The 22,304-nt window shown below is 58.6% G+C and carries 17 protein-coding genes; 8 read left to right on the top strand and 9 right to left on the bottom strand.

Going from position 1 to position 22,304, the window contains the following annotated elements:
- Positions 1–179: 179 nt before the first annotated feature.
- Positions 180–1,121: an alcohol dehydrogenase catalytic domain-containing protein gene (locus G3M56_RS13525; protein ID WP_164364721.1), complete on the top strand. Its 942-nt coding sequence runs from the start codon at positions 180–182 to the stop codon at positions 1,119–1,121.
- 86 nt (positions 1,122–1,207) lie between these two features.
- Here G3M56_RS13525 and G3M56_RS13520 read toward each other — a convergent pair whose 3' ends face one another.
- The 6 genes from G3M56_RS13520 to G3M56_RS13495 all read right to left on the bottom strand — a co-directional run bounded on the left by G3M56_RS13520 (position 1,208) and on the right by G3M56_RS13495 (position 10,612).
- Complete coding sequence (locus G3M56_RS13520) at positions 1,208–1,843, bottom strand: PEP-CTERM sorting domain-containing protein (RefSeq protein ID WP_164364718.1); 636 nt, start codon at positions 1,841–1,843, stop codon at positions 1,208–1,210.
- Positions 1,844–1,986: 143 nt separating this feature from the next.
- A complete protein-coding gene (locus G3M56_RS13515; RefSeq protein ID WP_164364716.1) occupies positions 1,987–3,087 on the bottom strand; it encodes a substrate-binding domain-containing protein in 1,101 nt (366 codons plus the stop codon).
- 460 nt (positions 3,088–3,547) lie between these two features.
- Positions 3,548–7,567 (bottom strand): glycoside hydrolase family 2 TIM barrel-domain containing protein, encoded by a 4,020-nt coding sequence (locus G3M56_RS13510; protein WP_484600519.1) that lies wholly within the window; start codon positions 7,565–7,567, stop codon positions 3,548–3,550.
- Between the two features lie 268 nt (positions 7,568–7,835).
- Positions 7,836–8,834: a L,D-transpeptidase family protein gene (locus G3M56_RS13505; protein WP_164364714.1), complete on the bottom strand. Its 999-nt coding sequence runs from the start codon at positions 8,832–8,834 to the stop codon at positions 7,836–7,838.
- A 73-nt stretch (positions 8,835–8,907) separates the two neighbouring features.
- The gene (locus G3M56_RS13500) at positions 8,908–9,327 is read right to left on the bottom strand and encodes a YchJ family protein (RefSeq protein WP_164364712.1); all 420 of its coding nucleotides are present in this window, start codon (positions 9,325–9,327) and stop codon (positions 8,908–8,910) included.
- Between the two features lie 229 nt (positions 9,328–9,556).
- Positions 9,557–10,612, bottom strand: a complete 1,056-nt coding sequence (locus tag G3M56_RS13495; RefSeq protein ID WP_164364710.1) for a 3-deoxy-7-phosphoheptulonate synthase — start codon at positions 10,610–10,612, stop codon at positions 9,557–9,559.
- A 219-nt stretch (positions 10,613–10,831) separates the two neighbouring features.
- Between G3M56_RS13495 and G3M56_RS13490 the strand changes: the two genes are divergently transcribed.
- Entirely contained in the window at positions 10,832–11,203 is a 372-nt protein-coding gene (locus G3M56_RS13490; RefSeq protein ID WP_164364707.1) for a GxxExxY protein, read from the top strand.
- 102 nt (positions 11,204–11,305) lie between these two features.
- Here G3M56_RS13490 and G3M56_RS13485 read toward each other — a convergent pair whose 3' ends face one another.
- Positions 11,306–12,361 (bottom strand): 3-deoxy-7-phosphoheptulonate synthase, encoded by a 1,056-nt coding sequence (locus G3M56_RS13485; protein WP_164364705.1) that lies wholly within the window; start codon positions 12,359–12,361, stop codon positions 11,306–11,308.
- 124 nt (positions 12,362–12,485) lie between these two features.
- Here G3M56_RS13485 and G3M56_RS13480 point away from each other — a divergent pair, with 124 nt between their 5' ends.
- The 3 genes from G3M56_RS13480 to G3M56_RS13470 all read left to right on the top strand — a co-directional run bounded on the left by G3M56_RS13480 (position 12,486) and on the right by G3M56_RS13470 (position 15,736).
- Positions 12,486–13,679 carry an LOG family protein gene (locus G3M56_RS13480; protein ID WP_164364703.1) on the top strand — a complete coding sequence of 398 codons (1,194 nt, stop codon included), beginning with the start codon at positions 12,486–12,488 and terminating at the stop codon, positions 13,677–13,679.
- Positions 13,680–14,040: 361 nt separating this feature from the next.
- Positions 14,041–14,817 (top strand): Nif3-like dinuclear metal center hexameric protein, encoded by a 777-nt coding sequence (locus G3M56_RS13475; protein ID WP_235203464.1) that lies wholly within the window; start codon positions 14,041–14,043, stop codon positions 14,815–14,817.
- Between the two features lie 172 nt (positions 14,818–14,989).
- On the top strand, positions 14,990–15,736 hold the full coding sequence (locus G3M56_RS13470; protein WP_164364701.1) for a PEP-CTERM sorting domain-containing protein: 747 nt from the start codon (positions 14,990–14,992) through the stop codon (positions 15,734–15,736).
- A gap of 134 nt (positions 15,737–15,870) precedes the next feature.
- Here the strand turns inward: G3M56_RS13470 and miaA are convergent, their stop codons facing one another.
- Both miaA and G3M56_RS13460 read right to left on the bottom strand, forming a co-directional pair.
- Positions 15,871–16,809, bottom strand: a complete 939-nt coding sequence (gene miaA, locus G3M56_RS13465) for a tRNA (adenosine(37)-N6)-dimethylallyltransferase MiaA (RefSeq protein WP_164364699.1) — start codon at positions 16,807–16,809, stop codon at positions 15,871–15,873.
- A 41-nt stretch (positions 16,810–16,850) separates the two neighbouring features.
- On the bottom strand, positions 16,851–17,996 hold the full coding sequence (locus tag G3M56_RS13460; RefSeq protein WP_164364697.1) for a class I SAM-dependent methyltransferase: 1,146 nt from the start codon (positions 17,994–17,996) through the stop codon (positions 16,851–16,853).
- Between the two features lie 102 nt (positions 17,997–18,098).
- Between G3M56_RS13460 and G3M56_RS13455 the strand changes: the two genes are divergently transcribed.
- The 3 genes from G3M56_RS13455 to G3M56_RS13445 are packed head-to-tail and all read left to right on the top strand — an operon-like array spanning position 18,099 to position 22,181.
- Entirely contained in the window at positions 18,099–20,555 is a 2,457-nt protein-coding gene (locus G3M56_RS13455) for a transglycosylase domain-containing protein (protein WP_164364695.1), read from the top strand.
- A gap of 40 nt (positions 20,556–20,595) precedes the next feature.
- Positions 20,596–21,327 (top strand): TlyA family RNA methyltransferase, encoded by a 732-nt coding sequence (locus tag G3M56_RS13450; RefSeq protein ID WP_164364693.1) that lies wholly within the window; start codon positions 20,596–20,598, stop codon positions 21,325–21,327.
- Positions 21,315–22,181, top strand: a complete 867-nt coding sequence (locus G3M56_RS13445) for an NAD(+)/NADH kinase (RefSeq protein ID WP_164364691.1) — start codon at positions 21,315–21,317, stop codon at positions 22,179–22,181. The genes G3M56_RS13450 and G3M56_RS13445 overlap by 13 nt, the downstream gene beginning before the upstream one ends.
- Positions 22,182–22,304 lie beyond the last annotated feature (123 nt).

The raw sequence follows: 22,304 nt of genomic DNA, 5'->3' as shown, positions 1-22,304 counted from the left end.
GATGGCTAGACGTAGAGAAGGGGAGTTCTACGTGTGCTGGACTGACGGTGTCCTCACCGACGGAGGGAGTGCGGGCGAACCTGACGTGAAATGGCTTGTTGGAGAACTCCTCGGGGAATAGGCTTCTTCGGTTGGTTTCGAATTGCACGTGTCTCGGGGAGGTAAAACAAGCAGCCATCATGACCACAATGAACGCCTGGGCCTTCGACCCGCTTCGTAACCAAGTTGCCCTCAGCCGCCTTCCTCAGCCCGCGCCGGCTGCGGGCGAGCTCTTGATCGAGAACCTGGCCATCGGCATCAATCCGGTGGATTGGAAGTTCATTCAAGCGAATCCGCTGGCTTGGCAGGAGGGACATGTTCCCGGGGTAGATGGCTCTGGTACGGTGGTCGCCGTAGGTGATGGTGGTGATCCAAAGCTTGTCGGGATGCAGGTGGCCTATCACGCGTCCCTGACGAGCGATGGGAGTTTCGCCACTCATACGCTTGTGAATGCGGAACGGGTGATGGTCACACCCGTGGGCATGGCTGCCAGTTTGGCGGCGGCCTTGCCCTGCCCAATGCTGACCGCGTGGCAAGCGGTCGAGAAGATCCCTGTCAAACAAGGGAAACGTGCTCTGGTGGTTGGCTTGGGGGCGGTGAACAAACTGCTGGTTCAATTGCTCGCGCAGCGCGGATTTGTGATCGACGTGGTGTCGGCCAGCCTAAGTGACGCCCAGGCCGCAGAGCTGGGCATTCGACGCATCTATCGGGCCCTGACTGAGGTGCCTGAGTCTTACTTTGCCGCGTTTGACGCGGTCGGCGGCAAGAATGCAGCGATGGTGGTGCCCTGCTTGATGGCCAACGGTCACATTGTGTGCATCCAAGACCGCATCCCATCGCCTGTAGATGCGCCATTCACCCGCACCATTTCCTATCATGAGATCGCTCTAGGCGCGCTTCATGAGTATGGAGATCGTGAGGCATGGAAAGAATTGATGGCGGATGGTGAGAGCCTGTTGGCTCAGGTTTTGGCCGGAGAGATCAATGTGGAAGAACCGGTCACCTTCCCGTTTGATCAATTGGATCTGGCGCTAAGACACAGCGAGGGCACGAAGCAGAAGACGGTGGTGATACTCGAATAGAAGCGCGAGCGGGGCGAAAAAAAAGAACCGGCCACATCGAGTGATGCGACCGGCTCGTGGTGAAACGAAATTTAAAATGGCCAGCCTTAGCGGCGGCGGCGAAGGACGAGCGCGAGGCCGCCCAGGCCGAAGAGAGCTGCTGAGGATGGCTCTGGAACCGCGGTCACAGAGATGTCATCGAAGCTGGCACCGCCGGTGTTGGTCGCGCCACTTGAGAGGAAGAGTCGGACTTTGACGTCGCCGGTCTGATTAATGGCGATGGTTTCGGTGGTCCAGCCGCCACCTCCGTTAGAAGGGGAAGGTCCGGTGAGGTCGATGGTGCTGACGGTATTCCACAGTTCGTTTCCGTCGATGGTGTCGGTGGTCCACTGAACCTGCAGAGGCGTGCTTGTGGTGGTGAAGCGTTCCCAGCTGAAGGTGATCGATCCGACGCCGTCCGCGCCTGCGGCATCGACGGTGATGAATTGGTCGGTGGTGGAGACGTTACCGATCACAGCGGATTGCGTGCCGGTGAGGGCTTGTCCAGCCCATGCGCCTGCGTAGTTTCCAGTGGCACCGCCAGCGGTCCAGGTGGCACCGTCCGAGGTGACGACGTTGAAGCCACCTGTAACGGTGTTGTTAGGGAAGCCATCGGAGGTCTCGAAGCTGGTGGAGGCGATGATGGTTGCTGCACTGGCACCCAGGGTGGTAGCGACAAGAGCCGCAAGTGTTTGCTTAATCATGGTTCTTTTGATTCGGGGTTATCCGGCAGGCGGGTCCTGACCGGATCTCATCAGAGGCCGGAATCTACACATGGTGAGGGGGCGTCCGCGAGGCGTCTCAGGTGGTCTCCTAGGGTGCCGGTTTGTGGCGAACTTGATGGAGCTTAGGAAGCCGTGGCCAATCCCACACTGTCGCCGGGGACGAAGTCGGGCATGATGAGTGAGGTCGATTTGGCATTGGTGGTGGGGTGTCGCAACGTGTGGGTGATGCTGCGATGCACCTCTTTTGCAAAGCGATCCATGCTGAACGAATAGCCTGCGAGGGAGGGGGAGGTGTAGTCGCACAGACGATCGTGGCTGAGGCACATGATCGAGAGCTGTTGCGGGACCTTGAGGCCGAGTTGGCTCGCCGTGGTTAACACTGTGACGCCGCAAAATACGGTTGGAGTGAGGATTGCGGTGGGGCGTGGGCGGACGTCGGTGAGGAGTTTTCGAACGGCGTTCACGATGCTCTCCGGAGATTCGTTGTGCTTCGCGAGGGTCAACGTTAGCGATTGATGGGTAGCCACCAGACGGTCGGCAAAGATCTCTAGGCCTCTTTTACTGGGAGATGGGAAGAGCATGGCGACGTGTTGGTGTCCTTTTCGTTGAAGCAATGACGCAGCGTGGACTGCCATGGCGCCCATGTCTGCGGACACGTTCGGGAGCTTGAGATCATCCCAGCGGTCTCCAAGAACCAGGCATGGGGTCTGTGTTGACTTGAACCATCGCTGCATTGCCAGCGACCCATGTTGCAGCAAATAGAGCTCGGCCGGATTCCGGTCGACGAACTCAGTCAACCTGTGCGAGGGGCGCTGCATGTGGCGGATGTCGATGTGGCGATGTGTCAGATCGATCCCTGATTTGGTGCAAAGCCGGTTCAGTGTGCTTTGGAAAAGTCGCTCGGGGCCGCCCATCTGATCCAATGCCTTGGGGGCAATGGTGACGACCCGCTGATGTGTGACCATCGCGGTGTCCTTTGGTGTGGTGCGTTTGTGTGGGCCGTTGCGGATCTGGCGCCGTTTTCCCGGGCTTGCCGGCAGTAGGCGTTGCTCCGCTTCGAGGATGTCGATGGCTTTGCGCAGTGTCTTGCGGCTTACATTCATCCGGCGGGCCAGCTCACGCTCTCCTGGAAGATAGTTGGCGAACCTGCCAGCATCGATTTCGCCCTTCAAGACGTCGACTGTCTGCAGTGTTCGGTTATCAGGTAAAGGGAGGGATGCCACGGGGAGAATTTATTGGTGGGTGAGCAGGATGACAATTGAGTCGTAGATGTATCATCTTGAGTACTTTAGAGGTGTGTTATGGGGGGCTGAGCGGAGGGCAGGTTGGTCGATCTGGTTTGGCGTGGCCTGATTTGGGCGGGGCGTGGTGACACAGGGCTGCAGCCCGGTGCTTTGATCCGTCCTCCTTGCAGGAGGGCAGGAGTGCTCGCTGCGCTCGCTTGGGGGTGGAATCGACGGGGACGTCGAGGCTCCTGATGGGCATTGCTACGATGCGGGGTGGTTGGAGTGACGGTGTCCTCACCGTCGTGGCGGCGCGGGTGGCAGGCTCCGCCTGAATGGGATGCAGGGCAGGTGAAATCCGGTGGTCCGATGGCGAGCGACGGGGTGGATGTGGAGGGGACAAAAAAAGGCAGCACGCGGGATGCGTGCTGCCTTTGGTTGGAATGTTGGGAATTGGGGCTTAGTCAGCGAGGAGGCTGAACTCGGCACCGCCGGCGAAGTCCTGACCGTTCTGCGAGTTCACGCCGGTGAAGCGGACGTAGCGGGCTTTGACTGGTTTGTCGAAGATTACGCGCTTCTCGGCTTTGTTGCGCTTGAATGTGCCTTTGTGGATGACCTCGCTCCACTCCTTGCCGTCGAGGCTGGTCTGGATGGTGAAGTCTTTGATGTCGCCGTTTTCACCGCCGTCCTGACGTGGCAGGTAGGTGAAGCCTTTGATCTCTTTCACCTCACCACCGTCGAAGTCGACCCAGTGTGGGTACTGGGCAACGGTGACCGAGTACATGGTGTGCCAGATGGTCGAGGCGTTGCTGTCGACGAGGTTCTTGGCCGAGTTGCCGCCGCCTGGTTCTTCGCTGCTGACGAAGACGACGCGGGTGGCGATTTTATCGATCTTGGCGAACGTCATCTCGGTGCTGGACTGCTTGTCGCCCTTGTACCACGCCTGGATGGTGCCGCCCTCACGGAGAGGAACCGGAGTGGTGTAGGCTTTGGCGGTACCGCCGTTGACCGAGTACTCGAGTTCGGCGCCATCCTTGGCCGAGGCGATGGTCACGTCACCAGCGAACGAGCGGGTGATCGAGATTGGCACCTGGCCGGCTGGCGAGACTTTGGCGATTTTTGCCAGGTCAGCGCCTGCTGGGCGGATGATGAACCCGAAGTCGGTTTGTTTGGCGTAGGCGCGGTCGTGCTCGAGCGGGCCGCCCTGGCCGCAGCTCGCACCACCGAGGCCGGTCATTTTGGCATCGAGGTGAAGCACGGTGTCGCCAGCTTCAGGCAGTTCGTGCGGGTGACCGGCGACTGCCAGGTCCAGATCGGTGTATGGCAACGCACTGACCGCCATGTCACCGGTTGCGACGAAGACAGCACCGGCATTGCCATTGGTCAGGGCGCACCAGCGAACTTCTTCGCGGTTGGCCATGTCCTGAGGTTTCGGGAAGTTGAGCACCATGTCAGAGACCTTGGTGACGTGCTTCTCGATGAACTGGCTGGTCTTGCGGTCGTTGTAGTTGTTGATCGGTCCGCGGCCGTAGTAGGTGAACTCGGAGAACTCCTTAGGCACGGTCAGGGCATAGCCGAGACGTGGCAGGATGAAGCCCGGATCGTTCGAGGTGATGCTCGACTGCAGTTCGATCGAGCCGTCAGGGTAGACGGTCCAGATTTGGTTGGTGGTGAACTTGAAGTCCTCCGGTCCGAACTTGCGGTTGGTGAGTTCCTCGACGCGGATGACGCCGCCGCTGGTGCCGCCGTGTTGGCGGGCTGCGTTCGGAGCCTGCGACTCTACGATGAACGCGAGGGTCAGGGTTCCGTCGTCATTGCGGCGCATCTTCGAGCTGGTGGCCGTGTGCTTGAGGTTGTGCAAGCCGCGGTCGAACCAGTTGGTGTAGACCCAGACGTCGTTGTTGACGTAGGCGCGGAATGCGTCGAGCTGCGGGCCATTGCCGTCGGCGATGATGGTTTTGCCATCGTAGCTGAGGGCGTAGAGCGAGCCGTCCTTGGTGTTGAACTTGGCTTTGAAGTTGTCGCCTTCGATCAAGGTGATGTCATCGCTCAACTTGGTGCCTTTGAGCTCACCGCCATTGGCTTTCGAGACCTCTGCGATCGACGGCTGGGTGCCGGCTTCCTGCAGCAGGATCTGCTCGTCCGCCTGGACGTAGCCCTTTTCGGCCCATGGCTGGTCTTCAGCGAGCTTGAACTGGAACTTCACGAAGTACTCGGAGCTCGGGTCGAACTTGGTCACATCGTATGGGACGGTGATCGACGCCTTGGTGCGGGCTGCGATTTCCGGCAGGTCGATGGTACCTTCCTCGACTTGGGAGCCATCTTTCCAAAGCGACCATGAGAGGTCGAAGTGGCAGAGCGACTTGAAGTAGTTCTTGTTGAAGATTTCGAAGGTGCCAGCCTGGGTGTCCTGAGCGGAGACCGCGAGGTTTTGGTAGACCTTCTTCACTTCGAAGTACTGTGGCTTTGGATCGCGTTCGGCGAAGATGATGCCGTTCATGACGAACTGTCCGTCATTTGGCTTGTCGCCGAAGTCGCCGCCGTAGGCGAGGTAGCGCTCGCCGGTTTCTGGATCGTAGTTGTAGATCGACTGGTCGACCCAGTCCCAGATGGCGCCACCGCAGAAGAAGTTGGTGGATTCGATTGCCTCCCAGTAATCGACGAGGTTGCCGGCGGCGTTACCCATCGAGTGGGCGTACTCCGAGATGTGGAATGGGTACTTGATGCCCATTTTGCCGGTGACCGCACTCTTCATCCATCCGATGGATGGGTACTGGTTCGAGCCCATGTCGACGATGTTGTTGTTGCGCTCGTATTGGACAGGGCGCGACGTGTCGACTTTCTTCAGGGCGTCGTAAGCGTGGACGAAGTTCTGGCCAGGGCCGGCTTCGTTACCGAGCGACCAGATGACGATCGACGGGTAGTTCTTGCTCTGGTGGGTCATTTCCAGCACGCGGCCGACGTGGGCGTTCTTCCACTCCGGTGGGTGGGAGAGCGACGCGGCGCCGTAGTAGTACTGGTGCGATTCGATGTTGGCTTCGTCTTCCTGGTAGATGCCGTACTTATCGCAGAGGTAGTAGAAGTACTCGTTTGGTGGGTAGTGCGAGTTGCGGACGTGGTTGATGTTGGCGCGGCGCATCAGCATCACTTCCTCTTCCATCTGCTCGCGGGTGAGCACGTGGCCGGTGGCCGGGTGGGTTTCGTGGCGGTTGACGCCTTTGAGCTTCACCGGCTTGCCGTTGATGTAATAGTAACGGCCAGCCAATCCGAACTCGTCGTCTTCCGCTGCGGTTTCCTTGATCTCGACTTCGCGGAAGCCTGTGAATGCGGAAACGGTCTCCACCACGTTGCCGGAGGCGTCCTTGAGCTGGGCGACCACGGTGTAGCGGTATGGGTTCTCAGCCGACCACAGTTTCGGTGCGGTCATACTGAGTTCTGCAACGGCCTCCTGCTCGCTGCCGGCTGCCACATCAGGAACCTGTGCGGTAGCAGTCACGCCGTCGACCAGTTCGTTCTCATCGGAGAACAACTTGTTGGCGTAAAGCGAGTAATCGATGGTGTAGCCGGCGGCCTTGGCCTCGCTGAGGTTGCGAATGTCCGCGGTGACCTTGAGTTTGCCGTTCTCGTAGTTGTCGTCGAGGTCAGGCAGGATGAAGAGGTCGCGGACCTGAACCTGCGGTGTCGAGTAGAGCGAGACCGAGCGGAAGATGCCAGGGAGGCGGAACATGTCCTGCGCTTCGAGGAACGAGCCGTCTGAGTTGCGGTAGACTTCCACCGCGATCACGTTTTCGCCCTTTTTGACGTAATCGGTGATGTTGAAGATGGCGGCGTTGCGCGAGTTCTTCGAGAAGCCGATGTACTGTCCGTTGATCCAGAGGTAGAAGAACGAATCGACGCCCTCGAATTTGACGAAGAGTTCGCGGCCGTCCCAGTCGGCAGGGACTTCGAACGTACGGCGGTGCGAGCCCACTTCGTTGCGGTGCTCGTAGGTCACCCAATCCTTTGGTGGGGTGCGCATGACGCCACCACGCCAGTCGTCGACGGCGACGGTGTGCTTGAAGATGACCGGCTGGTTGCAGTAGATCGGGACGCCGTATTTCAGGTTGTCCTTGATGCCGAGTAGGTTCCAGTTCGATGGCACTGGGATCTCATCCCATTTGGAGACGTCGAACGATGGCTTGAAAAAGTCTTTCGGGCGGCTGTCCGGATCCTTTGCCCAGTTGAACTTCCACTGACCGTCGAGCGATTTCCAGAACTGAGAAGCTTCTGGCAGCACTTTGCGTGCGCTCTCCACGTCACCGAACGAGTAAAAGATCGAACGTGGTTGTTCCTTGTTGTGCGCCAGGTGTTCCGGGCTTTCCCATTCGTTGCCGGCTGGGGCTTCCTTGGATCCGAACGTGAATCCGTCCAGCGCGGTGGGCGCGGCGAAACACGGAGCGGCCAAGCTCATCATCAGGCCTAGGGTGGTTGTCTTTATCATCATGCTGTGATTCGTGTTGGAGGAATTCCTGAGCTGCGTCGGGAACCGTGGGTGGAATAGGGTGACCCACGATGGCCCGATGATCGACTGGATTCTTGCCTTTTTGGTCGAGCTTTTGGCAGGAACTTGGTCGATTCCATTTAGCAGCGTAAACGGAATGCGGAGGCACTTACGCATAGAGCGCGGGCGATCGTTCGCTCTATGTGGAAAAAAACACGGCAGCTGGATGGGATGCCGTGATTGGAGAGATTGAGGGGCGCGGAGGGTGCTACTTGCCCTGAGGCTTCATGATCGTAAAGCCGGGAGCTGAGCGGGTGCTGCGGTTGCTAGGTTCACGGGTTGCGAGCAGAATCGTGCCAGGGGAGACGACGGTCTTGAGCTTTTCCATGTAACCGCGTGGAAGGATGAGGCGTGCGCGCAGTTCTTCCACCACGTTGCTGCTGGGCGGGCCTCCGGTGAGGCTGGCCACCGACCATGGGTTTACATTGCGGCCGAGTGCTTTCGAGTATTCCTTGCCCTCTAGCATGATAAAGACGCCTTCGGGGATTGCGCGCACGTTGTCGCGGATGTCGATCGGAGCCTGGCCGATCTTTTTGCCGTTGCGCCAGACGTAGAGCGAGCGGTCAGCATAGCTGATGAGAATGCTGACGGGCCCGGTACGGCTTTTTTCGGGCTGCCAAATGGTGGTGCCCACGGGGTCGGCGGTCGGGCGTTCGCTGGGAACCGGGTGGCGGCTCGAAAGGAGTAGCGATGCGGGTTTCTCTGATTTGCTCGGGATCGAGGCCTTGCGCGTGATCACCACGGTCGAGCCGTTCTCCATGATCGAGTAGATTTTCTCTGAGAACTCGAGAGGCAGGCGGATGCAGCCACTGGATGCCGGATAGCCTGGCAGGTTGCCGGCGTGCATTGCGATGCCGCTCCAGGTCAGGCGCTGCATGTAGGGCATTTGTGCGCCTTTGTAGATGTTGGACTCGTGCTCGACTTTGCGTTGAAGGATGGTGAATACGCCGGTCGGGGTTTCCTTGCCCGGGCGGCCGGTGCTGACTGTGGAGCGGGCAATCTCCAGGCCATTGCGGTACACGTAGGCCATTTGGTCGTCGATGCTGACAACGACGAGTAGCGGGCCGGACTTCGCGCGATGCGGTGCCCATTCGTATTCCCCGGGGGCGAGTTTTCTGTGGGTTGGGGCGGTGGTGGCGCAAGAGATCAACCCTGCACAGGTCGAGAGAATTGCTGCCGCGTAGGCAAGGGGACGGAGGGATCGCATGGGCGGCAGCATGCAAAAAACCACCCGCTCGTGACAAGCGGGTGGTTGTTATAATTTCTGTAAAACTGGTGGGCTAGCCTTTCGCGTCGAGGTACTTCCATTTGCCCTTGAATCGGCGGAAGCGTGACTTCTCGTGGAGGTCGAGTTTTTCGTTGAGGTAGAAGTACCCGGCGGAGAACTCGACCTTGCCGGTTTTGTCATCGGCCTGGCCCTTGCTTGAGTTGATGATGCGCAGTCCGACCCAGTTGAGGTCGTAGATTTCCTCTTCGAGTTTGTCGCGGAGGTTTTTGTCCCGGGTGTCGGGGTGGTGGGTGCTGACGAGGTAGTCGGTGAGGCGGAAGAAGTATGCGCAATAGCGTGAGCGCATGAGTTGTTCCGCTGTTTCCGGATAGGCCTTGCCCTTGTGGTACGGGTGGCAGCATTCGCCGTAGTTTCGGCCGCTGCCGCATGGGCAGTCTTTGAGCAGGCGGATGCGTTGGTAGGAGTCGGGCATGGTGGGTGGGCGCTTCTTGCAGATGTGGTGGGTGTCAGTCGGTGCCCGTTTCAGGCGTGGCGTAGGTGTGGGAGCGGCCGGCGGGCGAGTTCATCGGGGTAAATGGATCGCACGCTTGGCCGGATGGCTGCGTTTGGAGTTCCCAGGGTGACGTCGCCTTAGGCTCCGTTCACCCTGGGCTGATTTGCGATTCCCCTTCGGGGAAAATCTTCGACGGGTGAGTGCTGGCTTATTTGGCCATGCGGGATTTCACGGCGTCGGAGAGCTCTTCGATCATGGCGACGGTGGTCTCCCAGTTAACGCAGGCATCGGTGATGCTGACGCCGTGGGCGAGTTGGTCGCGTGCGGCGAGAGGCTGATTGCCTTCGTGGAGATTGCTCTCGATCATGACCGAGGTGATGGCTTTGTTGCCTTCGGCGATCTGGGCGGCCACGGTGGAGGCAACTCCTGGTTGGTTGCGGTAGTCTTTTTTGCTATTGCCGTGCGAGCAGTCGATCATGACGGTCTCGGTGAGTCCGGCGGCTTTCAAGTCGGCACAGGCTTTGGCTACGCTGCCGGCGTCGTAGTTCGGGCCGGACGACGCACCGCGCAGGATGACGTGGCAGGCTTCGTTGCCCTCGGTGGTGACAATGGCGGCTACACCGTGCTTCGTGACCGAGAGGAAGTGGTGTGGGTAGCTGGCGGCCTTGATTGCGTCGATGGCGATTTGGAGGCTGCCGCCGGTTCCGTTTTTGAAGCCGACTGGCATCGACAGACCGGACGCGAGTTCGCGGTGGACCTGGCTCTCCGTGGTGCGCGCTCCGATGGCGCCCCAGGTAACCAAGTCGGCGATGTACTGCGGGGAGATGGTGTCGAGGAACTCAGTGCCGGCTGGGACACCCATGTTCGCCAGATCGATGAGCAGCTTGCGTGCGGTATGGAGGCCGCGGTTGATGTCGAACGAGTCGTCGAGGCATGGGTCGTTGATGAGTCCCTTCCAGCCGATGGTGGTGCGCGGTTTTTCGAAGTAGACGCGCATCACGATCACGAGGGTGTCCTTGTGTTTTTCGGCGAGCTCCTTGAGCTGATGACCGTATTCCAGAGCGGCATCGGTGTCGTGGATCGAGCATGGGCCGACGACGACGAGCAGCCGCGGGTCGTTGCGGTTGAGAATAGCTTCGTTGGCGGCGCGGGTGGCTGCAACGAGTTCGGAGGCTTTGTCCGAAACCGGCAACTCCTTCATGAGAAGTTGTGGTGCCATCAATGGGTCGATTTCGGCAATGCGGAGGTCGTCTGTGTTTTTCATCGGGTACTGGAGAATTGCTGGGAAAATGAATCGGGGTGATTCGGCGGCGTCCGCCAAGTTCACTTCCGATTGTGCGTGTGAGTGGAGAAGCCGTCAACCGCTGACGAGCCCATCTGCGGATCATTTGGGATCGCCACAAAAAGGCACGAAAAGACACAAAAAGCTAAGCGTGGTTCTTTTCTAACGTGTTTGTGCGTGTTGCTATGGTGCCTGAGGGATATGAAAGCGATCAACGAGCTATGCGATATTGTTCGGGAAACCAGCTTTTCCATCCACAGGTACCATCGCAGCGGACACCTCGAGAAAGTGTATGAGAACGCTTTGTTTCATCGGTTGAAGTTACAGGGCATCCCGGTTGCTCAACAACACCCGTTGACCGTCTACGATGAGGACGGGGCTGTTTTAGGGGAGTACTTCGTTGATTTGCTCGTTGATGGTCGGTTAATCATCGAACTCAAGGCCTGTCGGGCGATCACAACTGAGCACGTTGCTCAACTCCTTGATTACTTGAGGTCCTCGAAGACGCGAGATGGGCTGTTGATCAACTTCGGTGCTCCAAAGCTATTCATAAAAAAATACGTTCAGGACTGAAGAGTGTCCTGAACGCATCTTTGGGGAATCGGGAGTAAAGGTTATTTGGCCAATTCTTTTTTGTGTCTTTTCGCGCCTTTTTGTGGCCATCAAGCCTTTGCCTTATCCGCGGCGGGCGCGGACGGATTGAGCCAGGGTGTCGAAGACTTCGAGGGTGGTGTCCCAGTTGATGCAGGCATCGGTGATGCTCTGGCCGTAGGTGAGCTGGGATGGGTCGTCGGTGAGCTTTTGGTTTCCTTCGACGAGGTTGCTCTCGATCATGACCGCGGCGATGGCCTCGTTGCCTGCTGCGATTTGCTCACCGACTTCAGCGGCGACACGCGGCTGGTTTTCGTGCTTTTTCAAGCTGTTGCCGTGCGAGCAGTCGATCATCAACTGAGGGTCGAGACCGGTCTTGGTGAGCAATTCGACGGCATCGGCGACCGAGGCGGCGTCGTAGTTCGGGCCGGCGGACGAGCCGCGCAGGATGAGGTGGCAGTCTTCGTTGCCAGAGGTTTCGACGATGGCGCACAGACCTTGGTTGGTGGCACCGAGGAAGTGGTGAGCGCCTTGGGCGGCCTGGATGGCGTCGACGGCGATTTGGCAGCTGCCGCCTGTGCCGTTCTTGAACCCGACCGGCATCGAAAGACCCGAGGCAAGTTGGCGGTGGATCTGGCTTTCGGTGGTGCGAGCACCGATGGCGCCCCACGCGACGAGGTCGGCGATGTACTGAGGGGTGATGGTGTCGAGGAACTCGGTGGCCGATGGGATGCCCATGGCGGCGAGGTCGAGCAAGAGCTTGCGGCCGATCTTGAGGCCTTTGTTGATTTCGAAGGATCCGTTGAGGTCGGGGTCGTTGACCAATCCTTTCCAGCCGACGGTGGTGCGTGGCTTTTCAAAGTAGACGCGCATCATGATGAGCAAATCGTCCTGATACTGGGGAATCACTTCTTTGAGGCGGGCGGCATAGTCGAGCGCTGCGGCTGGGTCGTGGATCGAACATGGTCCTACGACGGTGAGCAGGCGGTCGTCACGACCGTGGAGGATGTCGGCGGCAGCTTTGCGGGCGTTGCTGACGGTGGCCGCTTCTGCATCACCAAGCGGGAGCTGCTTTTCGAGCAGAACTGGTGAGATGAGCGGGTCGATGTTGCGGATGCGCAAGTCCTCGGTGATTTCCATAGCACTGGACTAGTGCCGGAGCATTGGCGGTGGGTCAAGGGGGGACTGGGGGCGGTGCGAGGAATATGCGCGATGAATCGGTAATGATTGACCGTGTTGAGAATCATCGGGCAAGCTCAGCGCCATGAGCAGACGACCATATGCCTTGAAGACCGGAGGATCCAAACTCAACGACGCTGATAACGCGGGGGTTGATGAGTCCCTTCACGACCGTGATTTCACCGGTGGCGGAATCCTGGCGTTGCCGGATGAGTATCGCGGCTCGACAGGAAACAAGCGCCTTGATGCGCAATTGAACGAAATTGTTTCCGAGTGGTCGTGCGACGATTCCTGCAACAGCCTCGTGCGTGAGATGATCATCACGGCCCTCAAGATCGGTGCGGATAATACGGGCCAGGGCGACATGAAGTTGATCAACCGCGCGATGAAGGAAATGCGCGAAGCCAATGAGATGTTCAAGCCTTACCGTAACCACCGTAAAGTGGTTTGCTATGGATCGGCACGGACGCATTCGCACCTGCCGTCGTACCGCTCGGCAGTGACCTTTGCTGCGAAGATGCGCGACAAGGGGTGGATGGCCATCACCGGTGCCGGCGATGGCATCATGGGCGGGGCCCAGCTCGGAGCAGGGCGCGAGCACAGTTTTGGGCTGAACATCGACCTGCCATTTGAGCAAAGCGCCAACGAGACAATCCGCGACGATGAGAAGTTGGTTACATTTAACTACTTCTTCACGCGCAAGCTGTCGTTTGTAAAAGAAGGGGATGCGTTTGTACTCTTCCCTGGGGGCTTTGGTACGATGGACGAAGGGTTCGAGATTCTCACATTGATCCAAACCGGCAAGGCGGCGATCCAGCCAATCATATTGCTTGATGAACCGGGCGGTACGTATTGGAAGAGCTTTGAGCGCTTTATCAAAGAGCACTTGTTGGCAGGTGAGTTGATCTCTCCTGAAGATATGAGTTTGTTCACCGTGACGGACAGTGTGGAGGATGCCGTGGATCAGGTGCTGCGTTTCTACACGAACTTCCATTCGTATCGGTTCTGCCGCGACCGCATGTCGATTCGTATGCATCACGAGTTGCACGACGATGCGGTGGACGAAATTAACAAGCGCTTTAGTGATTTGTTGGTGAGTGGCGAGTTTAAGAAGGGCGGGCCGCTGATCCCAGAGCAGACAGAGAAGGGGTTGGAGGAGCTGCCGCGGCTGATCTGCCGGCCTCATCGTAATCGCTTCGGTCGTTGGCGTGAGCTGATCGATTATATCAACGTGGCAAAGCTGGCTGATACAGTGTCTGCGGATGTGAAGGCATCGTAAGTGACGTGACGTGGCGGAGTGCAGGGCGCGGCCATCGGGCTCCCTGTGCGCTCCGTCAGCGTCTTACGCTCGGCCGGTTGGGATTGGTCGCCTTCTCCCAGGGTGAGGTCGCCTGAGGCTCCCTTCACCCTGGGCTGGTTTGCGTCTCCCCTTCGGGGAGTCTGGAAGGTCGGAAGGTCGGAAGGTCGGAAGGTCGGAAGGTCGGAAGGTCGGAAGGTCGGAAGGTCGGAAGGTCGGACGCGACTTCGGTATCTCTGTCGCAATCGGAGCGCAGCGATTCCTGCTCTGTGGATTTTTCCGAGGAAAAAATCACTGTGCGTGGTGTGTGGTCTGTGGTTGCTTGGTTGGTATGTCAGAACAGATGACTTCCAACGATGGAGTGACCGCATTGCAACGTGCGGTGGCGATGATGGATGCCGAGTTGAATGTGGCTGAGGTACCGGATTATTCCGGGGCAATGAATGGTCTGCAGCTCGAGGGTAAGGGGACGGTGACCAGGATTGGTGCGGCGGTGGATGCTTCCTTGCCGGTGGTCGAAAAGGCAGTGGCTTCGGGCTGTGATCTCTTGCTTGTGCATCACGGTATGTTCTGGCAGGGGGCGCAGCCAGTAACGGGCTCGATGTTCCGGAAACTCAAGCTGGCGATGGACGCGGGGATGGCGATTTATTCCAGCCACATTCCGCTCGATGTGCATCCGATGTTGGGGAACAACGAATGTCTCGCCAAGGCGATCGGGATGGACTCTCCTGAGCCATTCTTCCCGTGGAAGGGGATCGAGCTCGGGCTGCAGCAACCGATGGAGATCAGTTTGGATGAATTGGTTGCCCGGGTGGGAGACGCGACCGGGGCGGCTGTGCATCATTGCCCCGGACGGGCGGACTCAACAGTTGGTCGTGTCGGGGTGATTACGGGTGGGGCGGGTAGCGAAGTGGCTGCGATTGCCGCGGCTGGCGTCGATACCTTCATCACGGGTGAGGGGCCGCATTGGTCGTACCCTCTGGCGGAGGAGTTGGGCGTGAATTTGATCTACGCCGGGCATTACGCGACCGAGACCTTCGGCGTGAGGGCGTTGGCAAAATGGCTCGCCAATCGATTCGGTGCCGAGCATTTGTTCCTTGATCACCCGACGGGCTTATAGATGACGTGTCTTTGTTGTTTATGTTCCTAGTTGGATGGTGAGAGGGGCGTGTCTGCCTGTGGAAAGTGAAAAAGCTGACGTTCGATAGTTTTAGACTGAATTTGTAGTTTTTGGTTGCGGTGTCTTTGTTGCGAGGTATAGAGGGCGCTCGTTATAGAAACGTTAGTTAACAATGAAGGTAAACAACAAACTCGCAGTGCTGGCATTCGCGTCGGCTCTTTCTTTGGGCTCTGCTCATGCAACTGTTACCTACTCCTCCACTGAGGGAAGCGTAATGGTGATGAGCCAGAGCAGTGATCCAGGGCAACTGGGGCAATTTGATAATTCCACCCAAGCTACCGATTCCGGCGTGATCGTGACTCCTGGTCTTCTTGCTTCCGAGGCGAACTCTTATGCATCCGGTTCCGCGACGCTTGATTCCACTGGTGTTACGTCGACTGGGTTCAACTTCTCCGGCGGAACATCCGGGAGCTATACGCAGCCATCGGAAGTGGGGAATCCATCCTTCCAGATGCTGGTGGAGTCGACGTTCTCCATTACATTCAATGTGTCGTCGTCGCGGGTTCTGGAACTCTCAGGTTTTGTGAATGCGAGTGGTCCAGGTGCTCCTGATCCATGGACATGGTGGTTGGGTGTTGCAGAGCTTGCTTTGAAGGATTCGGGCGGTGGCGATATTTTCTATGCATCCGGATCATCGTTCTCTGAGTCGATTGCTCTTGATGCGGGGGAATACACCTTGTCGGTAACCGCATCGAGTGTCATCGATAGTCAGGTCGACGGGGAAAGAACACCTCCTCCAGGTGTTGAGACGACGACCTCGTACGAAGTGAATGCGAATTTCGCTGCGGTTCCGGAGCCAAGCTCGGCTGCGCTGCTCGGTCTTGGTGGTTTGGCGGTGATTTTGCGCCGCCGCAAATAATCCTTATCACAGAGGGGCTATTCAGGCCTCCGCTGATTATTGACGTCCGTTGGTCAACTCTGACCGGCGGGCGTTTCTTTTTGTCCGGTTGTCGGGGGCGCTTAAACCGCGTCCGATCAAGCTCTGGTGTAGTCTTACCCCAAGCTCGCGATGATGCGCTGGGTGAGGTCCGCGGGGGAGGCGTCTTCGTCGTTGTCGACGGGGATGGGGGTGAGGGCGGACTCCTTGCGGAACCAGGTGCGCTGACGTTTCGAGTAGCGGCGGGTGAGGGTGACGATTTGTTCGATCGCGTACTCGATGCTCATGCGGTCGGCAATGACTTCACGTACAATCGAGAGTCCCAATGTGTTTTCCGCGGTGGTGGAGATGATGCAGTTGTCGAGCTTGCGGACTTCGTCGATGAGTCCGTGGGCGAACATGGCTTCGGTGCGGGCTTGGATGCGTTCGGCTAGGGCGACGCGGTCGACATCGATGAAGACGCCATTGACCCAGCTGACGGATTCGGGGTCCCAGCCCTTGCGGAGTTCGCTGGCGCGTTTTCCGGTGAGGAGGCAGATCTCAAGTGTGCGGATGACGCGGCGCGGGTTTTGCAGGTCGATGGTTACGGCGCTTGCGGGGTCGAGCTCGCGCAGTTGGTCGACGAGAGTGCTCAATGGAGTGGCCTCCAGGGCGGCGCGCATTTTCGGGTCTGCGGCGGGGAGTGTGGTGTCGAGGCCGTGGGTGAGCGCTTTGATGTAGAGTCCGCTGCCGGAGACGATGACCGGGCGTTTGCCTCGTTGGTGGATCTCGGTTGCGGTGCGTGCCACTTGAGTGGCGAAGTCGGCGGCGGTGAGGTCCTGGGCCAGAGGAGTGACGCTGTAAAGGTGGTGTGGAACCTGGGATGTGAGTTCCGGCTCGGGTTGCGCGGTCAGGATGGGCATGCCGGCATACGACTGGTATGGGTCGGCATTAATGATCTCACCGTCGATGACTTTTGCGACCTCGACGGCCTGGGCACTCTTTCCCGATGCGGTGGGTCCTGTGACGAAGACCGCATTGGATTGACGGATAAGCTCTGGGGGTGTCGCGCTCATGGGCACGGGAGCGGGCTGAAATGGCCCGCGGATGTGAAAGATTACGAATGAGAGTCAGTTGGCGATTTCTCGATTACCAAGACTTTGAACTGGCTACCCATGGATGCGGGATGGGTAAGCGAGTTGAACTGTCTGAGGAGTTTAAGAAATGCGGGTGATGTGGAATCTCCGCTGGATTCAGTGGCTAGCAACCAATTCTTCGCGGCTGCGACGATGAACGGGCCTTGGTCTAGCAACGGCTTGGGATTGAGCCCAATTGCTGAGGCGTGGCGGCTGAGTGAGGAGAAATTGACGTGGGCGGTGATGTCGGAGTCCCCGATGTGTTGGAGCGGATCGTCGAGCGCGTTGTGTTGGAAATAGGTGCGCAACGTGCCGGCGGTGCGTTCGGGGTGGTAGTAATCGGTGTCGGCGAATCCGTAATCGATGAGCAGCAACGTGCCCTGTGTGAGTGTTGACGAGGCCGAGCGGAGCCAGTTGCTGGCGGTGGTGAGGACTTCGGTGACGTAGCCGTCAGGTAGGTTGGGCTCAGCGAGGTCTGGAGTGGCTTCGATTTCCCTCGCGAGCGGGGTGCCTGGTTCGATTGGCACGAAGTTTTCGCTGAATGGCGGCTCGCCTTCCGGGGTGATGGTGACGTGGAGTTGCTGCCAGGCGGTCAGCTCAGAGGACCAGCGAATGCGCTCGAATGGGAAGGCGTCGAGTAGTTCGTTGCAGACGATGATGCCGGGCGCGGGTGCGAGGTCCTGCCAGTCGTCGGCCCAGTCGATAGAGTGTCCCGTGGCACCGAGGAATTGTTGCTGGCGCGAGCGGGCGGTGGCGAATGGTTCGATGATCGTCGGGCTGAGGGCTGCGTAGCATTCCGGGTGGGCTGACTGCAGGTGATCGAGGATGTCTGCCATCAGTTGGCCGTTGTGGGCGCCTTGTTCGATTAGTCGGCAGGGTGAGGGGGATGCGAGTTGTTGCCATTGGGTGGCGATCCATTCTGCAAGCACGATCCCGAAGCAGCGACCGACACTGACACTGGTGAAGAAGTCGCCTTCCCGGCCAACCTTGCGGTCGGGTTGTCGGTAGTAGGCAGCATCGGAGCCATAGAGTGCCGTCTCCATGAACAGGCTGAACGGAATCGATTGGGAATCCGAGGATTCGATCTTCCGCCGGATCTCGGTCAGAATCTGCTGGATGTGAGGCATCGTTGGGTTGCTTTCCTTCAGGAACAGTGAACAATTCGGTGGCGCACCGCTGATGATAGTTTGGCGGTGCGAGTGATCTGATTATTACCTACCCGAGAATTCATGCCCCGCAAGCGCGACAAGAGCCAGCTCTCACTGTTCCACGTTCCGATTTACAAGCGGGTGTGGTTCAAGCGGTTGGTGGGTGCGTTGATTTTGCTGGGGGTGCTGGGTGCGCTTGGGACGTTGATTTTCCTCAAGCCATACTATGATCGGGCGCAGGAGTTCGATCTGGACGAGATTGATAATGTTGATCTGGCGAGTGTGATCTACGATCGGCGCGGGGTTGAGGTGGGGTTGATTTTCGCCGACGAGAACCGTGAGCACATCGAGATTGACGATCTGCCATACCATTTGGTGCAGGCACTGGTGGCGGCCGAGGATTCGCGTTTTTACGAGCACCGGGGAGTGGATTTCATGGGGATCGCCCGCGCTGCGATACTGAACTTCAAAGCAGGTGCCACGACGCAGGGGGCCAGTACAATTACCCAGCAGTTGGCGCGCAATGCCTTTGATCTGCGGGAGCGGTCGATCGAGCGGAAGTTGGTGGAAGCGTTCTTGGCGAGCCGGATCGAAGACGAATTCACCAAGTCGGAGATTCTTGAGCTGTATTTCAACCGCGTCTACTTCGGACCACGGGCCTACGGGATCCGGGCGGCGTCGCGGCGTTACTTCAGCAAAGAACCCGCGGACCTGACAATCGACGAGGCTGCGTTGCTGTGCGGTTTGGTCAAGGCTCCCAACCGCTTGTCGCCGTTGCGCAACCCAGAGGGAGCGATCGGAACCCGCAACAACGTGCTGCGTCGCATGGCTGTGGAGGGGATGATTTCCGAGGATGAGGCGAAGGCACTGCAGGAAAAGCCACTGACGCTGAACCCAGAACTTGCGAACACCAGCCACCCGTATCCGTACATCGAGGTGCGCAAGCAGTTGGAGTCGGTGCTGACGCCTGAGCAGTTGGCGACTGGCGGTTTCAAGATTTACACCACGCTGGACACCAAGTTGCAGGAGGTCGCGGAGCAAAGTTTGATCAAGCGGTTGGCCGAAGTGGAGGCCCGTCGTGGCTATCCGCATCAAACCTTTGCCCAGTACCAGGCTGCAGAAAACCGGGCCCAGCTCACGGGCGGTGAGGTGGAGCGTGAGTACCTGCAGGGAGCTACGTTGGTGATCGACAACCAGAGCGGTGGGATTCTGGCAATGGTGGGCGGCCGCAACTATGCGGACAATAAGTTCAACATCGCGTTGTGGGCGCGCCGTCGTGCGGGAACCGGCTTTTTGCCATTCATCTATGGTGCGGCGTTCGAGCGTGGAATGTTCCCAGGGACCGAAGTGGATGATGAGCCTATTGATAACAAACGGGTGATGGTCGGTGACGTGGTGGGGATTCTTGGAGAGTGGGGGGCGGAGTCTGAAGAGGTTTTCTATGAGGAGAAGATTCCTGCGCGCCGGGCGCTGGTGAACTCCAAGATCGCCGCATCGGTGCGCATCGGAGAAGAGGTCGGGTTGAAGAACGTGGTCGATTTCGCGCGACGTGCCGGCGTGGATGTGCCGAAGGAGATGGAGAATTTCCCGTCGACTTTCGTCGGGCAGACGGAGACGACGTTGGCTGAGTACTGCCGCGCTTATTCGTTCATGGCGCATGGTGGCAAGGGGCCGAATCAGTTGCATCTGGTGACACGGGTGCTCGACCGCAATGGCGAGGAGATCTACCGCCGCTTTGATGAGGACACCTCGGTTGAGGTGACAGATCCTGTGACTGCGTTCCAGCTGCATTCTTGTTTGAAGGAGTCGCTGAGCCAGGGGACCGCGGCAAAGGCGACGACTCGTTATGGCTTGAAGGAAATGGATGCCGGGGGGCAGACCTCGACTGCGTATGGCTTCACGGACAACTGGTTCATCGGGTACAACTCGCGCATTACGTGCGGCGTCTGGGCGGGCTTGAACCGTCCGCAGTCGATCTATGAGGGGGCGTTCAGCAGTGATACCATTCTGCCGGTGTGGGTGGATGTGATGAATGCCTCGGTGGAGAGTTATCCGCCGACTCCGATCTTCCCTCCGGCCGAGGCGATGCGGGTGGAGATCTGCAGGACTTCCGGAAAGCGTGCGACGGACTATTGCTACGAAGATGTAGGGATGCTGGAAGGCACGGATTCGCGGTTGGTGCGCACGACGTACTTTGAGTATGTGCGTGAGGGTACCGACCCGGGAGGTCTGTGTGACGTGCACGAGCGCGATCCGGATCTGCAGCCGGACAATTTGCAACTTCAGCCGGGCGAGGCTGCTGCTCCCACGGTGACTTCCCGTTCGGTGATTCCGCTCGCGCCTGTTCTGACCGGCTTGGATCCGTATTCCTCGGTTCAGTCGATTGTGCAGGAGCCCGAGAAGGCTCCGGAGAAGGAACCTGAAGTGCGGCGCGCTACCGTGGTGCGACCGGTTCAGGTTGGTGGACAAACCGATGACGATCCACCCTTCCGGGTTCGTCTCAAGGGACCGGGTGAGTTAACTTTCGAGGATGAGTGAGGCGATTGCGCTCCGGTGATTCCTCATTCAGATTGAGATTATGGCAGCAAAGGCAGAGCGACTGGATGTTTCCCTGGTGAACCGTGGGTTGTGTGACTCGCGTGAACAGGCGCGGCGATTGATCCTTGCCGGTGAGGTGAGAGTGAATGACCAGTTGGTAGATAAAGCGGCGCGCAAGGTTGGAGAGAGCGACCGGGTGGAGGTAAAGGAAAAGCCCAAATACGTTAGTCGTGGCGGGTTGAAGCTCGAGGGGGCGCTGAAGGAGTTTGGGGTCGATCCGTCGGGGCTGGTATGTGCGGACATTGGAGCATCGACCGGTGGGTTTACTGATTGTTTGCTGCAATCCGGGGCGGCCAAGGTGTATTGCTTTGATGTTGGGACCAATCAGTTGGTCTATCGGATTCGCCAGGACGAGCGGGTGGTAGCGCGTGAGAAGTTCAATGCGCGTTATTTGACTCCAGAGGACGTTGGGGAGCCTGTCGATCTGGCGGTGATGGATTTGTCGTTCATTTCGCTGACGAAAGTGCTGCCTGCGGTTTTTTCAGTGCTCGGCGATGGCGGGGCGGTGGTTTGCCTTATCAAGCCTCAGTTTGAGCTCGATCGGGATGAAATCGGCAAAGGGGGCATCGTGCGTGATGAAGCATTGCGTGCGAAAGCGGTCGACAAGATCCGCCGCTTTGTTTCTGATCAGGGGCGTGAGTGGAAGGGCGTTGTGGAATCGCCGATCACAGGAACCGACGGCAACCAGGAGTATCTCGCATGGATTGTATAGGCATTACGGCAAACCGTGGGAAGAATGGTGCCTCCGGGTTCTTGAAGCGCTTTGTGCCGGCTCTGGAAGAGCGAGGTGTCTCCGTCGTGCTGGATGAAGATGCAGGTGCACACTTTTCCGGTGGTCGGGTGGTTCCGTTCCGTGAAATGGTCGCTGCTGCCGACATGGTGGTCGTGCTCGGCGGCGATGGCACGATGCTTCACAGTGTGCATCGGATGTTGCCCGATCTAAAGCCGGTGATTGGTGTGAATGTGGGGACTCTCGGATTCCTTACCTTTTCCACTGGTGATGATCCTGAGGAAACTGCGGAGGCTTTGGTGGCTGGCGATTACGCGATCAGTGAACGTCGGTTGCTCGACGGCGTGGTGCGCCGCGATGGTGTGGAGAAAGCCCATTTTCAGGCACTCAATGAGGTCACGTTGAAGCACGAGAACGTCGCGCGAATGATCAGCGTCGAGGCAAGTGTTCGCGGAGACGTACTCAACCGCTACCACGCCGATGGTTTGATTGTCGCCACACCGACCGGATCGACCGCGTATTCGATGTCGGCTGGAGGTCCGGTGGTTTCGCCTCGCTCCGAGGTGATCGTGATCACTCCGATTTGCCCGCACGCACTGAGCAACCGCGCCGTGGTGGTGGGGGACGACGAGACAATCAATCTGTGCGGAAAAGGCGGCGAGGACGGTGATACACTGGTGCTCGCCGTGGATGGGCATGCGCGAATTCCGATCACCAACGCCGATGTGCTCGAGGTGCGGCTGGCGGAGAACCCGCTGCCGCTGGTGATGCGGAGTGATCGATCGTTCTACGAGACCCTGCGCCTCAAGTTGCGCTGGCACGGCTCGAATGTTTAAGGACTGAGCGGCGTGCTCTGCCGGACACCTTCCCCGTAGGCGGGATGGTGTCCTTTTTTGTGGGGCACGGGTGCAGTGTGTTTTCTCTGTAAGGGTTTTCGAGATTCTGACATTTGGGAGTGG

It is taken from the genome of Sulfuriroseicoccus oceanibius (genome assembly GCF_010681825.2).
Lineage (GTDB): Bacteria > Verrucomicrobiota > Verrucomicrobiia > Verrucomicrobiales > SLCJ01 > Sulfuriroseicoccus > Sulfuriroseicoccus oceanibius.
This window is presented reverse-complemented; position numbering and strand designations above follow the sequence as displayed.

Excerpts from the sequence above, each read along its gene's own strand:
- G3M56_RS13525 (WP_164364721.1), top strand. The coding sequence starts at position 180 with ATGACCACAATGAACGCCTGGGCCTTCGACCCGCTTCGTAACCAAGTT.
- G3M56_RS13520 (WP_164364718.1), bottom strand. The coding sequence starts at position 1,843 with ATGATTAAGCAAACACTTGCGGCTCTTGTCGCTACCACCCTGGGTGCC.
- G3M56_RS13510 (WP_484600519.1), bottom strand. The coding sequence starts at position 7,567 with ATGATAAAGACAACCACCCTAGGCCTGATGATGAGCTTGGCCGCTCCG.
- G3M56_RS13505 (WP_164364714.1), bottom strand. The coding sequence starts at position 8,834 with ATGCGATCCCTCCGTCCCCTTGCCTACGCGGCAGCAATTCTCTCGACC.
- G3M56_RS13500 (WP_164364712.1), bottom strand. The coding sequence starts at position 9,327 with ATGCCCGACTCCTACCAACGCATCCGCCTGCTCAAAGACTGCCCATGC.
- G3M56_RS13495 (WP_164364710.1), bottom strand. The coding sequence starts at position 10,612 with ATGAAAAACACAGACGACCTCCGCATTGCCGAAATCGACCCATTGATG.
- G3M56_RS13490 (WP_164364707.1), top strand. The coding sequence starts at position 10,832 with ATGAAAGCGATCAACGAGCTATGCGATATTGTTCGGGAAACCAGCTTT.
- G3M56_RS13485 (WP_164364705.1), bottom strand. The coding sequence starts at position 12,361 with ATGGAAATCACCGAGGACTTGCGCATCCGCAACATCGACCCGCTCATC.
- G3M56_RS13480 (WP_164364703.1), top strand. The coding sequence starts at position 12,486 with ATGAGCAGACGACCATATGCCTTGAAGACCGGAGGATCCAAACTCAAC.
- G3M56_RS13475 (WP_235203464.1), top strand. The coding sequence starts at position 14,041 with ATGACTTCCAACGATGGAGTGACCGCATTGCAACGTGCGGTGGCGATG.
- G3M56_RS13470 (WP_164364701.1), top strand. The coding sequence starts at position 14,990 with ATGAAGGTAAACAACAAACTCGCAGTGCTGGCATTCGCGTCGGCTCTT.
- miaA (WP_164364699.1), bottom strand. The coding sequence starts at position 16,809 with ATGAGCGCGACACCCCCAGAGCTTATCCGTCAATCCAATGCGGTCTTC.
- G3M56_RS13460 (WP_164364697.1), bottom strand. The coding sequence starts at position 17,996 with ATGCCTCACATCCAGCAGATTCTGACCGAGATCCGGCGGAAGATCGAA.
- G3M56_RS13455 (WP_164364695.1), top strand. The coding sequence starts at position 18,099 with ATGCCCCGCAAGCGCGACAAGAGCCAGCTCTCACTGTTCCACGTTCCG.
- G3M56_RS13450 (WP_164364693.1), top strand. The coding sequence starts at position 20,596 with ATGGCAGCAAAGGCAGAGCGACTGGATGTTTCCCTGGTGAACCGTGGG.
- G3M56_RS13445 (WP_164364691.1), top strand. The coding sequence starts at position 21,315 with ATGGATTGTATAGGCATTACGGCAAACCGTGGGAAGAATGGTGCCTCC.